The sequence below is a fragment of the Shewanella algae genome, assembly GCF_009183365.2.
Taxonomy (GTDB): Bacteria; Pseudomonadota; Gammaproteobacteria; order Enterobacterales; family Shewanellaceae; genus Shewanella; species Shewanella algae.
In genome coordinates this window covers 3,127,906-3,141,665 of the sequence record NZ_CP068230.1, presented here as the reverse complement: position 1 = coordinate 3,141,665, position 13,760 = coordinate 3,127,906, and the positions used below count along the sequence as shown (strand labels likewise).

Annotated in this window: 13 protein-coding genes; 11 read left to right on the top strand and 2 right to left on the bottom strand. The window is 52.6% G+C overall.

Features of this window, described 5'->3' with window-relative positions; all coding sequences use genetic code 11:
• Nucleotides 1-32 precede the first annotated feature (32 nt).
• Nucleotides 33-986, bottom strand: a complete 954-nt coding sequence (locus tag E1N14_RS14070) for a tRNA-dihydrouridine synthase (protein ID WP_025011500.1) — start codon at nucleotides 984-986, stop codon at nucleotides 33-35.
• A 293-nt stretch (nucleotides 987-1,279) separates the two neighbouring features.
• Here E1N14_RS14070 and E1N14_RS14065 point away from each other — a divergent pair, with 293 nt between their 5' ends.
• From E1N14_RS14065 to E1N14_RS14020, 10 genes are all read left to right on the top strand, one after another.
• On the top strand, nucleotides 1,280-1,732 hold the full coding sequence (locus tag E1N14_RS14065) for an HvfA family oxazolone/thioamide-modified RiPP metallophore (protein ID WP_025011501.1): 453 nt from the start codon (nucleotides 1,280-1,282) through the stop codon (nucleotides 1,730-1,732).
• Nucleotides 1,733-1,791: 59 nt separating this feature from the next.
• Nucleotides 1,792-2,628, top strand: a complete 837-nt coding sequence (locus tag E1N14_RS14060; RefSeq protein WP_025890164.1) for an HvfB family MNIO-type RiPP peptide maturase — start codon at nucleotides 1,792-1,794, stop codon at nucleotides 2,626-2,628.
• Complete coding sequence (locus tag E1N14_RS14055; protein ID WP_062793806.1) at nucleotides 2,628-3,416, top strand: HvfC family RiPP maturation protein; 789 nt, start codon at nucleotides 2,628-2,630, stop codon at nucleotides 3,414-3,416. The genes E1N14_RS14060 and E1N14_RS14055 overlap by 1 nt, the downstream gene beginning before the upstream one ends.
• 678 nt (nucleotides 3,417-4,094) lie before the next feature.
• Entirely contained in the window at nucleotides 4,095-4,469 is a 375-nt protein-coding gene (locus E1N14_RS14050) for a YbaN family protein (protein WP_025011502.1), read from the top strand.
• Nucleotides 4,470-4,556: 87 nt separating this feature from the next.
• On the top strand, nucleotides 4,557-4,952 hold the full coding sequence (locus E1N14_RS14045) for a response regulator (RefSeq protein ID WP_025011503.1): 396 nt from the start codon (nucleotides 4,557-4,559) through the stop codon (nucleotides 4,950-4,952).
• Nucleotides 4,953-5,047: 95 nt separating this feature from the next.
• Nucleotides 5,048-5,599 carry an adenine phosphoribosyltransferase gene (gene apt, locus E1N14_RS14040; protein ID WP_025011504.1) on the top strand — a complete coding sequence of 184 codons (552 nt, stop codon included), beginning with the start codon at nucleotides 5,048-5,050 and terminating at the stop codon, nucleotides 5,597-5,599.
• 121 nt (nucleotides 5,600-5,720) lie between these two features.
• Nucleotides 5,721-8,600: a DNA polymerase III subunit gamma/tau gene (gene dnaX, locus E1N14_RS14035; RefSeq protein ID WP_082813126.1), complete on the top strand. Its 2,880-nt coding sequence runs from the start codon at nucleotides 5,721-5,723 to the stop codon at nucleotides 8,598-8,600.
• Nucleotides 8,601-8,731: 131 nt separating this feature from the next.
• On the top strand, nucleotides 8,732-9,061 hold the full coding sequence (locus E1N14_RS14030) for a YbaB/EbfC family nucleoid-associated protein (RefSeq protein WP_025011505.1): 330 nt from the start codon (nucleotides 8,732-8,734) through the stop codon (nucleotides 9,059-9,061).
• 13 nt (nucleotides 9,062-9,074) lie between these two features.
• Nucleotides 9,075-9,674, top strand: a complete 600-nt coding sequence (gene recR, locus E1N14_RS14025) for a recombination mediator RecR (RefSeq protein ID WP_025011506.1) — start codon at nucleotides 9,075-9,077, stop codon at nucleotides 9,672-9,674.
• A 156-nt stretch (nucleotides 9,675-9,830) separates the two neighbouring features.
• Nucleotides 9,831-11,024: an ISL3 family transposase gene (locus E1N14_RS14020; RefSeq protein WP_208155339.1), complete on the top strand. Its 1,194-nt coding sequence runs from the start codon at nucleotides 9,831-9,833 to the stop codon at nucleotides 11,022-11,024.
• A 73-nt stretch (nucleotides 11,025-11,097) separates the two neighbouring features.
• On the opposite strand, the gene E1N14_RS14015 is transcribed toward E1N14_RS14020, so the two are convergent.
• Nucleotides 11,098-11,556, bottom strand: coding sequence for a carboxymuconolactone decarboxylase family protein (locus E1N14_RS14015; protein WP_062793607.1), 459 nt, complete (start codon nucleotides 11,554-11,556; stop codon nucleotides 11,098-11,100).
• A gap of 243 nt (nucleotides 11,557-11,799) precedes the next feature.
• On the opposite strand from E1N14_RS14015, the gene htpG reads away from it, so the two are divergent.
• Entirely contained in the window at nucleotides 11,800-13,713 is a 1,914-nt protein-coding gene (gene htpG, locus E1N14_RS14010; protein ID WP_025011038.1) for a molecular chaperone HtpG, read from the top strand.
• Nucleotides 13,714-13,760 lie beyond the last annotated feature (47 nt).

Below are 13,760 nucleotides of genomic sequence, written 5' to 3'. Positions count from 1 at the left end.
CTGTCGTTAAGGCGCTAATTTGTCAGAATTGCTCACATCTTGTCATCTATTTCGCGATGAGCTCGGCTGAGAGTGGCCACTATGTCGTCGGTTTGCTTGTGTACCCTGAGCTCCCTGAACAGGGTATCGGCCTGTGGATACTGGCGATTGAGGTAGCTGAACCACTGTTTGATCCGTGCCGGGTAGTAGCAACTCTTGCGGCCGCTGAGCTCTTTCTGGCTGTAACTCATCAGCAGTGCCAGGGTCTGTTGCCAGCTGTATTGCATGGCGCCGTTTTTGATGTGATCCGCCAAATTGGGCAGAGAGATGGCGCCGCGGCCCACCATGATACTGTCGCAACCCGTTACTTCCATGCAGCGCAGGGCATCTTCCCGGTTCCAAATCTCGCCGTTGGCGATCACGGGAATGGCCAGTTTTTCACGGATCTCAGTGATATATTCCCAATAGGCGGGTGGACGGTAACCGTCTTTTTTACTGCGGGCATGGACAGCCAACTCAGTGGCGCCGGCTTCATAAATCGCCAGCGCGTTTTCCATAAACAGGCTCTTGTCTTCGAACCCCAGGCGAATTTTGGCGGTCACCGCATGAGGTGCAGGAACCGCCTGCCGCATGGCTTTGACTATCTTATGGATCTGCTCCGGATACTGGAGTAACACAGCACCGCCCTTGCTGCGGTTGACCATCTTGGCCGGACAACCAAAGTTGGCATCTACCCCTTGGGAGCCGAGTTCTATTGCCCTCAAGGCGTTTTCAGCCATCCAACCTGGCTCCTGCCCTAAAAGCTGTACCCTGACTGGCGTACCACTGAGAGTCATGCCGCCCTGCAGCAGTTCGGGGCAGAGGCGATGGAAGACTTTTTCAGGCAAAAGTTGATCCACCACACGTACAAACTCTGTGACCATCAGATCATAAGGATTAATTGCAGAGAGCAGTTCCCGCATCAGATTGTCAACAACCCCCTCCATAGGGGCGAGAATAATACGCACGTGTTTAAGGCCTGGCTGAAATAGAAAGTGGCGCATTCTACCTTAAATCCCATCCGGCACCAATCGACAGCTTAAAAGGCACAGGATTATTCGAGAGATCTAACTGTTAACAGCTTGATCTTATCGGCATTTGCTATTTTACTCATGTATCCCTACATGGGGTTTTAGGTAAAAACTGTGATCCGCGGTTGAAAATGTGAAATAGATTCTGCTGTCCCCGGGTCTGATATTGCAAGCCGGCAATTGAGGCCGGTCACTCGTAACAACTCTATGAGCAACAGGCAGGAAAGACAATGAAGACAGTCAAGACAACTACAGTAGCAGCCGCTTTGGGTATGGTTATCGCAGGTTCCACCGTCGCGGCAGAGGCCCAGGCCAGTGCTTTCGGTTTTCAGGCAATGGAAGCCGGTTATCAATTGGTTGGTAATGAAGGCAAATGCGGCGAAGGTAAATGTGGTGATAAGAAAGCCAAAGAAGCCGAGCACAAGGGCCGTGAGGGTAAATGCGGCGAAGGCAAGTGTGGCGAAGGGATGAAGAAAGCTGCCGAAGGCAAATGTGGTGAGGGCATGAATAAGGCCGCCGAGGGCAAGTGTGGTGAAGGCATGAAAAAAGCCGCAGAAGGAAAGTGCGGTGAAGGCAAGTGTGGCGAAGGAATGAAGCATTCCGCCGAGGGTAAAGCCAAAGCCGAAGCCAATAAGGTCAAAGAAGGCAAGTGTGGTGAAGCCAAGTGCGGTAGTAACCACTGAAGCTGAATAGTGCAGGGCGCATTGCGCCCTGTCTGAAACCACAAAGGCGGTAATTATTTATGAATAACTGTGTCGGTTTGGGGCTTAGGCGGGAGATGCTGGCCGAGTTTTGTCAGGCAGCACCCAAGGAGGCCGATTTTTTCGAGGTCGCGCCGGAAAATTGGATGCGCCTGGGGGGTAAGTTTGGCAAGCAGTTTCGACAACTGACCGAGAAGCATTCATTTTACTGCCATGGGCTCAGTCTTTCTATCGGTAGCCCAGCTCCGCTGGATCTGGCGTTTATCAAGGAGATTAAGCGCTTTCTCGATTTGCACCAGATAGATGTCTATTCAGAACACTTAAGCTATTGCTCTGCCGATGGGCATATGTACGATCTTATGCCTATCCCTTTTACTTATGAGGCTGTACGGCATGTCAGTGCCAGGGTCAAACAGGTGGAGGCGATTCTGGAGCGGCCACTTATTCTGGAAAATGTGTCCTTTTATGCCGCGCCTGGTGCCGAGATGACAGAGCAAGAGTTTGTCTGCGCCGTGCTGGAAGAGGCTGACTGTCGTCTGCTGCTGGATGTCAACAACATCTATGTCAACTCAGTTAATCACGGTTATGACCCCAAGACTTTTCTGGCTGCCATGCCCAGTGAGCGCATCGCTTACCTGCATATTGCCGGTCACTATCAGCAGGATGAAGATCTGATTATCGATACCCATGGCGCCGATATTATCGACCCTGTCTGGCAACTGCTGGCAGAGTGCTATAGGTTGCACGGGGTGCATCCCACCTTGCTGGAGCGGGACTTTAATATTCCCGAAACCCAAGTCTTGTGTCAGGAGTTGAAGCAGATAGACACGCTGCAACACCGGGCCTTGGGTGCATTTGCACAAGAGAGGAGAGCTTGATGGCCTTGGCCCAATTACAACAGGCTTTTGTTGCCTATTTGCGGCGGGATGATATGCCTTTGCCGGCCGGCACCGATGAACGGCACATGCGGGTATATCGCGAGCTTTTTTTCAATAATGTCAATGGCTTTGTTTCCAATGCCTATCCGGTTCTTAAGTCGTTGCATACAGAGGCGCAGTGGTTGGCGTTGGTAAAGGATTTCTTTGCCCGCCATGATTGTCAAAGCCCGTTGTTTATCGATATTGCCGCCGAGTTTCTCGACTATCTGTGCCGGGAACAGGCAAGCGCTTTGGATGCCATGCCTTTTATGCTGGAGCTGGCACATTATGAACTCTTGGAACTGCAGGTATCTGTGGCAGTGGACAGTTCGGCGCCTTGGCTGGAGCCGACCGAGCTCCAGGCGCTGGAGCAACTGGCTGCAAAACTGCAATTGGCCGTCACCGCCAGAGTGGCGCAATATCAGTTCGAAGTTGACCGAATTAGCCCAGATTTCCGCCCGGATTCGGTGGCGGCCACCCCGGTATTTTTCTGTGTCTATCGTGACCGGGAAGAGGAGGTGCGCTTTTTAAGGCTCAATCCCATGACGGCGCAGCTGTTGGCCAAACTGCAGCAAACGCCGCTGAGTTTTACCCGGTTACTTGCTTGGCTGGCAGAGACATTTCCCCAGTTTCCTGAGCAACAGCTTTGTCAGGGCGCGCTCACTACTTTGGCGGAGCTGGCGGTCTTGGGCATTATTCGTAAGCAACCCACAACCGCCATCCAAGCCACAACACCTTGTCAGGCATGAGTTTATTTTAGTTGTACTTGCCTTGGGCTGACCCTTTGGCTGACATTGATGCCTGAGTACGGCCTTAATACAAGGGAGTGGCTAATCCCATTGAAAAAACATGGTTTTTATCGGCGTGAGAAAGGGCTAGAATAGCGCGGTTTTGTGATTGAGATCACTCCCACACTGGCCCTAGAAGTAGAGGAGCTGTCATGAGTCAGCCGTTTAAAGACCCATTCAATATTTTGTATTTTCTTGGTTTTATTCTGGTAATGCTGTTACCTACACTGCCTGCCAGTCTGTCTTGGCTGAAACACGCGGGATTGATCTGAAGCAGCAAGATCCAGCTTTTGCTACAATGGCCACCCTCAGCGGTGGCTTTTGTTTAGGGAAGGTGCGAACAAGTCCCATGTGTGCTCTGCGTCGGCTTACGGACCTGGATGAAAGGCGTGGTTCGCCGCAAATGGCCCTAGTCCTTTGCAAGAAGCAGAACACAGCAGGCAGGTCTGTAAGCCACGCCCTTTGGGGCTTTCACAGCAACCGGCTCTCTGCGTTATCCGACTTCGACAGGCCCCGGCATGCCTTCAGTCAGATGCCTTGAACGCCAATTGCTGTGCAAGCCACTTTCTACAAAAGAGAAGGCCACGAGGACTTATTCGCACCTTCCTTAGGCGCGACCGGTTTTCCAGAGGAAATTGGATGGTTATCAAAAGAGGCTTCTTTTTAATCTCGGGTATTTTGAGCCTGGCTATGGGATTACTCGGCATTGTCTTGCCTGTGCTGCCCACGGTTCCCTTTATTTTGTTGGCCGCTTTTTGTTTTGCCCGCTCCAGCGAAAGGCTACACGATTGGCTGCACAGTCATCCTTGGTTTGCCCAGCCTCTTGCCGATTGGCATTCCCGTAAAGCGATGCGTAAAGGATTAAAGCGAAGGGCTTTTTTGGTCAGTGGTGCCAGTTTTGCCCTCAGCATTGCCTTGGTGCCACTTTGGTGGGTGAAACTCTTACTTGCCGTTTGCTGTGTCTGTCTGTTGTTGTTCCTGTGGCAGATCCCCGAGCTGGGAGATAGTGAGTGATCCTGTAGACAAAAACGCCGACTTGTCGTGATTTTGTCATTCAGTTGGGGTAGCCTTGGCGCGCCTTGAAACCACCAGGGAAATTTAATGAGTTTCAACATTTTGCTTGTTGATGATAATAACATCAGCCAACAGGCTTTGGCCGAACTGTTCCAGAGCCAAGGTTGGCACTGTACGTTGGCCACCAATGGCATGCAGGGGCTGGCGTGCGCCGAGCGGCAAAACTTCGATGCCGTGATTAGTGGCTTTTTCATGCCTTTGCTCGACGGGCCGCACTTCATCCCGCTACTCAGGCAACTCGACGGTTATGCCAACCTGCCTGTCGTGGTGCTAAGTACTCACAGCCAAGAGGAAGTGGCCGCCAGTATGGATATGTCCCAGGTTAATGGCTTTTGGAGAAAACCATTGAACTGTGACACAAAGCAACAACTCCTGGATCACTTATCGACAGAGATTGTTGCATGGCGGATTAAAGCGGCTTAAGCTTTAGCCGGATTTTTGAAATGCAGTCCACCTCAGTGTGGACTTTTTTGTTGTAAAGAGCCGGGCCCAGTGTCTGGAAATGAAGTATTGAGACTATGGCAATGAACTCCGACAGCTTAAGCCTGATTAAGCAAAGCATTAAAACCATTCCGGATTATCCTAAAGCCGGGATCCTGTTCCGCGACGTAACCAGTCTGCTTGAAGACCCTGTTGCCTACCAGTTAAGCATTCGGTTGCTGGTGGATCATTATAAAGATCATGGTTTTACCAAGGTTGTCGGTACCGAAGCCCGTGGTTTCCTCTTTGGTGCCCCTCTGGCGTTGGAGTTGGGTGTGGGCTTTATTCCCGTGCGTAAGCCCGGCAAGTTGCCAAGAGAAACCATAGCCGAAAGCTATGAGCTGGAATATGGCCACGACACCCTGGAAATGCATGTTGATGCCATAGTGCCGGGTGACAAGGTACTGGTTATCGATGACTTGCTGGCAACCGGTGGCACCATTGAAGCCACAGTTAAGCTTATCCGTCGCTTAGGCGGCGAGGTGAAGGACGCCGCATTTGTGATCTCCCTGCCGGACCTGGGCGGTGAACAGCGCCTGACCGAGCAAGGGCTCGAACTGGTTAAGCTGTGCGAGTTTGACGGCGAATAAAAGCTCAGCCCTGCTGCTTTGCGGGTCGTCTCGGTAGCGTGAAGTCATACCTCATGTTATTGTTTTACGATCCGCGGAGCTTGCTCCCGCAAAGATACTTTTATGGATTTTGGGGAGTTTCATGTCCTATCAGGTACTAGCCAGAAAATGGCGACCTGCCAGTTTTGATCAGGTAGTCGGCCAATCTCATGTCTTGCATGCATTGACCAATGCCTTGAGTCAGCAACGACTGCACCATGCCTATCTGTTTACCGGTACCCGCGGCGTCGGCAAGACCAGTTTGGCGCGCCTGTTTGCCAAAGGGCTCAACTGCGAAACCGGGATCACCGCCAAGCCATGTGGCCAATGCAGTGCCTGTCAGGAAATTGCCCAGGGGCGTTTTGTCGACCTTATCGAAGTCGATGCGGCTTCCCGTACCAAGGTAGATGATACCCGCGAACTGCTGGATAATGTTCAGTATCGCCCAACCCGGGGGCGTTTCAAGGTTTACCTGATAGACGAAGTTCACATGCTGTCCCGCAGCAGTTTCAATGCGCTGCTCAAGACACTGGAAGAACCCCCAGAGCACGTCAAATTCCTGCTGGCCACCACAGATCCGCAAAAGCTGCCGGTGACTGTACTGTCCCGCTGCCTGCAATTTAACCTAAAGAGTCTGGATCAGACGGAGATGGCCGGCCAGTTGCAGCATATTTTGCAAAGCGAAGGTCTTAAGTTTGAAACTTCTGCGCTGACGCTTCTGGCGCGAGCCGCCAACGGCAGTATGCGAGATGCCCTGAGCCTGACAGATCAGGCTATCGCCTTTGGAGCCGGGCAAGTGATGCTGGAGCAGGTACAAACCATGCTCGGCGCCATAGATGAGCGCCAAGTGCTGGCGCTGTTTGATGCGCTCCTCACAGGCGACATCGCCAAAATGATGCAGGAAGTGGCCAAGGTGCTGGCATTTGGCGCCGATGCTGCCGAAGTGCTGCGTAGCTTGCTGGAGCTCTTGCATCAGATAACCCTGAGTCAGTTTGCGCCGGCGGCGGCCAATCTGTCGCTGTTTGGTCCCAGAATTAACCACTATGGTGAAAACCTCACCCCCGAGCAGGTGCAGCTCTATTACCAGTTGCTGCTCAGCGGTCGCAAGGAGCTGCCTTATGCACCGGATCCCAAGTCAGGGCTGGAGATGGCGTTACTCAGAGCCGTTGCCTTTGTGCCGGAAACGCCGCCCAAACGCTGGCAAAGGGGTGAAGTCGCCGATCTGTCTGCCTTGGATGACAGCAGCAGTGCCGCTGCGCCTGCGACGGTCGGGGCGCTGAATCAACCCCTGGCAAGCAACAACGCCGATGAGATAAAACCTCAAGCCGCCTCTGCTCAATCTGTTACAAGCCAGGTTGTTGAAGCGCAAGCCGAAAAGACGCAAGCTGCCAAGATGCCAACACAGGTAAGCCCGGCGGCTGAGACGCAGGCGAGCAATATTGACTCACAGATGGCTGCCGATGAGGGCGAAGATGCAGACGAACAGGCCTTATTGGCCGAACAAGCGCTGCTGTTATCCCAGGCCGGTAGCATGGGGTTCCGGAATGAGGCCTCTGAGCCTGCTAAAGTGGCCGAGTCTCTGCCGGCACGGCAACCGGCTGCAGCTCAACCTCACAAGCCTGTGTCACAAGCTGAAACCTCGGCTATTAGTGATGAGCAGCAATCTCAGGATGACTTCTATACTGCCATGGGCTATTCACTGCAAGGTGAAGGGCAGGATAGCAGCCTGGATTTTTATCAGCAGCAGATGTCGATGGACGGCCAAATGCCATCCGCTGCTGACAAGAGTACCTCCGAGGCATCGCTATCAAATAAGCCATCAAGCGAGCCAGTGCCTGCCGATGCCAACATAGACTCGGGCAGCGATGACATCTTGGGTGATGATCTGCTCGATCAGGTGCTTGCCACCCGGGATTTGCTGCTCAGTGATATAGAGGCCGCCAGCCCCAAGGACGGTGAAGAAAAAAAGCCCTTGCTGGAGCGCCGCAGCGCGGCTGCAGCACCTGAGTCCGATGCTGTAGCGGCCACTCAGTCAGAAGCGGCAGCAGAGCCAGGAAACAGCCCTGAGCTGAGCAAAAGCCCTGAGCGGGTAGACAGCCCTGAACCAAGCAATAGCCCTGAGCCCTCCCAAGCAGAAACACAAACTCCTGTTGCCGGGGAAGTGCCCTCCAAATCTGGCCCAAATCATGTTGCGGCGCTCAAGGAGGACAGGCCACCATGGGAAGATGCCCCAGAGGGTGCGGTTGAAGCTGGTCGCGAGGCAATGCAAGACAGTGAAACGGTTCAAAACGTGGCTTTCCTACAAGCCGAACCAGAGTCTGTGCCTGAGCCACAACCACAACCACAACATACCGCGCAGCAGACAGCACAGGAAGCTGCACCACAGGCGGTAGACGAGCCGGGACATGAGCTGAAAAATGAACTTGAGCTGGGATCTGGCCAAAGCGCTACAGTAAATACTGTAAACACAGGAGCTCGGCCTGCATCCGAGCCGCGCCAAGCACCAGGCCCGGAGTCCGCCGAGGCCTTCGCCCATGCTCCGCCCTGCGGTCATCCACAGGATCTCTATTGGTATAAATTGATGTCCTCGCTCGAAATAGGCGGCCGGGTTCGGCAACTGGCGGTAAACTCAGTCTGTGAGCGGATAGCTGAACCGCTGCCCTTGCTGCTCAAGCCGGATCAAAAGCACTTGGCGGCAGATTCGGCCATCAAACAGCTCGAAGAGGCGCTTTCCAAACTGTTTGGGAAACCTTGCCGCACAGAGATTGTCGTAGGAGTAGATGACCAAAGGGAAACGCCGTTGGAAATTCGTCATCGTTTTCATCAGGAGCTCCTGAGCGGGGCTCATGCTTCATTGATGAATGATGAAAACATTCAATGGCTTGTCAGTCATATGGGGGCCGAACTGGATCAGGATACTCTAGGGTATCCCCCTGAGCTGCTCAGTCAACGGGCTAATTTGATTGCAGACAAGGCGCCCTAGGGCACTGTGGATGTTACCCGCTTCATAAGATTGCCGCTCAAAGCGACTCTTGGATTGCCAAGCGGGTTTATTTCAGTAAGATTAGCCAACTTTGACCTGTTACTCACAACTTGAATTGAAGAGATAAAGCTATGTTTGGAAAAGGCGGTATGGGCAACCTGATGAAGCAAGCCCAGATGATGCAAGAAAAAATGGCCAAAATGCAGGAAGAGATTGCCCGCATGGAAGTCACTGGTGAGTCAGGCGCAGGATTGGTGAAAGTCACCATGACCGGCAGCCACAATGTTCGCAAAGTCGAGATAGATCCCAGCTTGCTGGAAGACGACAAAGAGATGCTGGAAGATCTGATCGCCGCGGCATGCAACGATGCGGCTCGCCGTGTTGAAGAGAACCAAAAGTCCAAGATGGCCGAAGTGACAGGTGGCATGCAACTGCCTCCTGGCATGAAGATGCCATTCTGAGTCGGAATAACAGATGAAATTCAGCCCACTGGTGGATGAATTGATCCAGTCGCTGCGCTGTTTGCCCGGTGTCGGCCCTAAATCGGCACAGCGGATGGCGTTTCAACTGCTTGAGCGCGAGCGTAAAGCCGGGCTCAAGTTGGCTGAAGCATTGGAGCGGGCCATGAAGGAGGTGGGGCATTGTCAGTCTTGCCGCACCTTCACTGAGGAAACGCTGTGTCCCATCTGCGCCAGTCCTCGGCGCGGCAACGCCGATACCATCTGCGTGGTTGAAACGCCGGCCGATGTGTTGGCTATCGAAGCCGGTGGGCATTTCAGTGGCCGTTATTTTGTGTTGCTGGGGCATCTGTCGCCTCTCGATGGTGTCGGACCCGAGGAGTTGGGGCTGGCGCTGCTGGAAGAGCATCTGGCCAAAGGCGAGATTGCCGAGCTGATCCTGGCCACGAACCCGACGGTGGAAGGTGATGCCACGGCGCATTTTATTGCCGATATCGCCCATCGCTACCAAGTCAAGGTGAGCCGAATCGCTCACGGAGTTCCGGTAGGTGGTGAGCTGGAATATGTCGACAGCACAACCTTGGCATTGTCGTTCAATGGGCGAATGCCGCTCTGAAACTTGGGTTAATGTGCCTTCTGTGAATACCGGCCCCGCTTATGCGGGGCTATTTTTTAGGTTCATCGCAGATTAGCGTGGACTGGAAATGAAAACGGTTGGAGAGTTATTGTTTAGTCGCCAAACAAAAACAATGACCAACCCCAACCGTTCTCAATGTCGAATATTACCTTCCCCATTGCGCTCTGGGAAGGCTTTGAAGCCGTCCATACCGAGCAAAATCAACAAACCCTCATCATCCACCTAAAGCCGATTGATAACGGCCACTGTGCTTGCGGCAAACCGGCTAAGGCTGTTCACGACGCTTCACTTCGCAGCGTATCGGAACGAACCATACTGGCGTTTCAGGTTCAGTTACGGCTACCCGTCCGCCGTATTCTTTGCCCTGATTGCGGTATCGTTCGGGAGCATATCAGCTGGTTAAAGCCCTATGCTCGCCAGACCACACTGCTCATTGAGCATGTCGAGGCGCTACTCAAGCTCTTGCCGATTAAACATATCTCGCAACTCCTTGGCCTGCACTGGCATACCATCAAGACTATCGACAAACGTCGGCTGGCAAGGGAGGTCACAGAGCCTGATTGGAGTCGTGTCAAACGCCTGGTCATGGACGAGTTTGCCCTGTTCAAAGGCCATCGTTACGCCACCGTGGTGGCCGATGCGGATACTCATCAAGTCCTTTGGATAGGTGAAGGCCGCAGTAGAGAAGCTATCCGGCCGTTTTTCGTTAAGTTGGGGCAGTACTGCCAACAGATTGAAGCCGTTGCTATGGATATGAATACTGCCTTTGACCTGGAGGTACAGAAGCACTGTCCCCAAGCCAAAGTGGTCTACGACTTGTTTCATGTTGTTGCCAAGTATGGCCGTGAAGTCATCGACCGAGTCAGGGTTGACCAGGCTAATCAACTCAAGCATGACAAACCGGCCCGCAAACGGGTAAAACGGGGGCGCTGGGTCTTACTCAAAAACAGAGATAATTTGACAGACAAACAGGCGGGGTATCTCAACGAGCTGTTGGAGTCGAACAAAAGCTTAATGACGGTTTACCTGCTCAGGGAGCAACTCAAGGAGATGTGGTACTGCACAGATGAAGCCGAAGCCACGGCTCAATGGAACCTCTGGTTGCAACAAGTCAGAGAGAGCGGTATCAGGCCACTACTCCAATTTGGCCAGCGTCTTAAAAACTATCTTCATGGCATAGTTGCTTCAGCGGTTCATCCGTTGCACACCTGCCGACTAGAGGGGATGAACAACAAAATCAAACTGCTGAAGCGAATGGGCTATGGCTACCGGGATACCGAATACTTCTTTCTGAAAGTCAGAGAGGCGTTCCCCGGAGATCCGCGATGAACCATTTTTTAACTGTTCCAGGTGTGCCTGCCTTTGGGAGAATAGTTTGCCGTCCATGGGTAATCCGAGTCATTTAGGGCTGGTAGTTGCCAACCTCGGGTTTAAACACTTTCACTATACGGTTCCAACTATTGATGGCATTGATAGCTATGGTCAAATCTGTCATCGCCTGAGGGCCGAAACAATCCAGCACCTGTTGGTACTCTTCATCGCTGATGCTTAAACCGGCGGTCAGTTTCTCGGCCCAACCGAGGGCGACACCTTCTTCGTAGCTATAGATGGGCATGTCCCGCCAGGCATTGAGGCCAAAAATTCGTTCGGCCTTTTCGCCGTACTTCAGTGCGTCTTTACTGTGAATATCAATACAAAAGGCGCACTGATTGATCTGCGAAACTCTGAGTTTGACCAGCTCCCAGATAGTCACTGACATGGTTTCCGATGCATTGAATTGTTGATGGAAGTAGCTTTCCTGTTGGTAAAGAATCTTCATTGCCTGTGGTGCGGCGTTCGCGTAATCGAGTCGTTTCATCATGATATCTCCTGAGATAGGGTCTCAGACGATAACCGGGCAAAGAGCGCAAAGATTGGATATTTCCGACATGGATGGAAATCGTCAATGGGCATCCAGGCGATATTTTGGGCCATGTGAGGGCTATTTTTTCGACGGCTGTTATCGGTCTGTGTCCTTCCGCCCTTGAATTTAAAAATCGCATCCCCATTTAGTTAAGCAACTCAAGTTGGTTTAACCTATTGCGATAAACAAGGGAAGCTATTCATGTCACATCAAGAAACTCATGGTTTTCAAACTGAAGTCAAACAACTTTTGCATTTGATGATCCACTCTTTGTACTCCAACAAAGAGATTTTCTTGCGTGAATTGGTATCCAATGCCGCCGATGCCGCCGACAAACTGCGTTATCTGGCGCTTACCAACGATGCGCTTTATGAAGGTGATGGCGAGCTCAGGGTACGTATCAGTACCGATAAGGAAAAGGGCACTATTACCATTGAAGACAATGGTATTGGTATGACCCGTGACGGCGTTATCGAGCATCTGGGTACCATTGCCAAGTCAGGCACTTCAGAATTCTTCAAAAACCTCTCCGGCGATGCCGCTAAAGACTCGCAGCTGATTGGTCAGTTCGGTGTGGGTTTCTACTCGGCCTTTATTGTGGCCGACAAGGTAACGGTGAGAACCCGCGCTGCCGGTCACAAGGCCGATGAAGGCGTGCAATGGCAGTCTGCAGGTGAAGGCGACTTTACCGTTGAGAACATAGTCAAAGAGAGCCGTGGTACCGAGATTACTCTGCATCTGCGGGAAGAGGAAAAAGAGTTTGCTGACGACTGGCGTTTGCGCTCTATCATCACCAAGTACTCAGATCATATCTCCATTCCGGTAGAGATGTGGCAGGAAGGTTCGCCCGAGTCTGAAGGCCCGGATGGTGAAAAAGTACCTGCGACCGAAGGTCAATGGCAAGTGATGAACAAGGCCACCGCGCTTTGGACCCGCAACAAGTCTGAGATTTCCGATGAGGAATATCAGGAGTTTTACAAGCATATCTCCCATGACTTCAGCGATCCTCTGCTGTGGAGTCACAACCGGGTCGAAGGTAAGCAGGAATACACCAGCTTGCTTTACATTCCTTCCAAGGCGCCTTGGGACCTTTGGAACCGGGATCGCAAGCAGGGTCTGCAACTCTTTGTTCAGCGTGTATTTATCATGGATGACGCCGAGCAGTTTATGCCCTCTTACCTGCGTTTCGTCAAAGGCCTTATCGACTCAAACGACCTGCCGTTGAACGTCTCCCGTGAGATACTGCAGGACAACAAGGTGACCCAAGCCATGCGCACGGCCATCACCAAGCGGGTGCTGGGCATGCTGGAGAAACTGGCAAAAGACGACAGTGACAAGTACCAGCAGTTCTGGGCCGAGTTCGGCCAGGTACTGAAAGAGGGCCCGGCAGAGGATTGGAGCAACCGCGAGCGTGTGGCCGGCTTGCTGCGTTTTGCCTCGACCCACAATGACAGCGCGGCGCAAACGGTATCGCTGGACGACTACATTGGCCGGATGAAAGAAGGTCAGAGCAAGATTTACTATATTGTTGCCGACAGCTATGAGGCGGCGGCCCACAGTCCGCACCTTGAACTGCTGCGTAAGAAGGGCATCGAAGTGCTGTTGATGTCTGATCGCATCGACGAGTGGCTCATCAACCATCTGACCGAGTACAAGGAAAAGGCGCTGCACTCTGTCACCCGCGGCGAGTTGGATCTCGGTGAGCTGGAAGATGAGAATGAAAAGGCCGAACAGGAAAAACTGGCGGCTGAGTCCGAGTCTTTGCTCAAGCGTATCAAAGAAGCACTGGGTGATAAGGTGAAGGATGTGCGGGTGACCACGCGTTTGACCGATACCCCAGCCTGTGTGGTGGCCGGTGAAGGTGAGATGTCGAGCCAGATGATCAAGCTGATGCAGGCCGCCGGCCAACAGGTGCCGGAAGTCAAACCGACATTTGAGCTGAACCCGACGCACCCGCTGGTGGCCAGGCTCAATGAAGAGGCAGACGAAAGCCGCTTTAATGACTGGAGTAACCTGTTGTTGCAACAGGCAATGTTGTCAGAAAAGGGCAGCCTGGCCGACCCATCTGAGTTTATCCGCTTGATGAACCAGATGCTGCTTGCCAATCTTAAGTAAGCCAATCAAAAAAGGGCCTTTATGGCCCTTTTTTACTCGGGAATAGC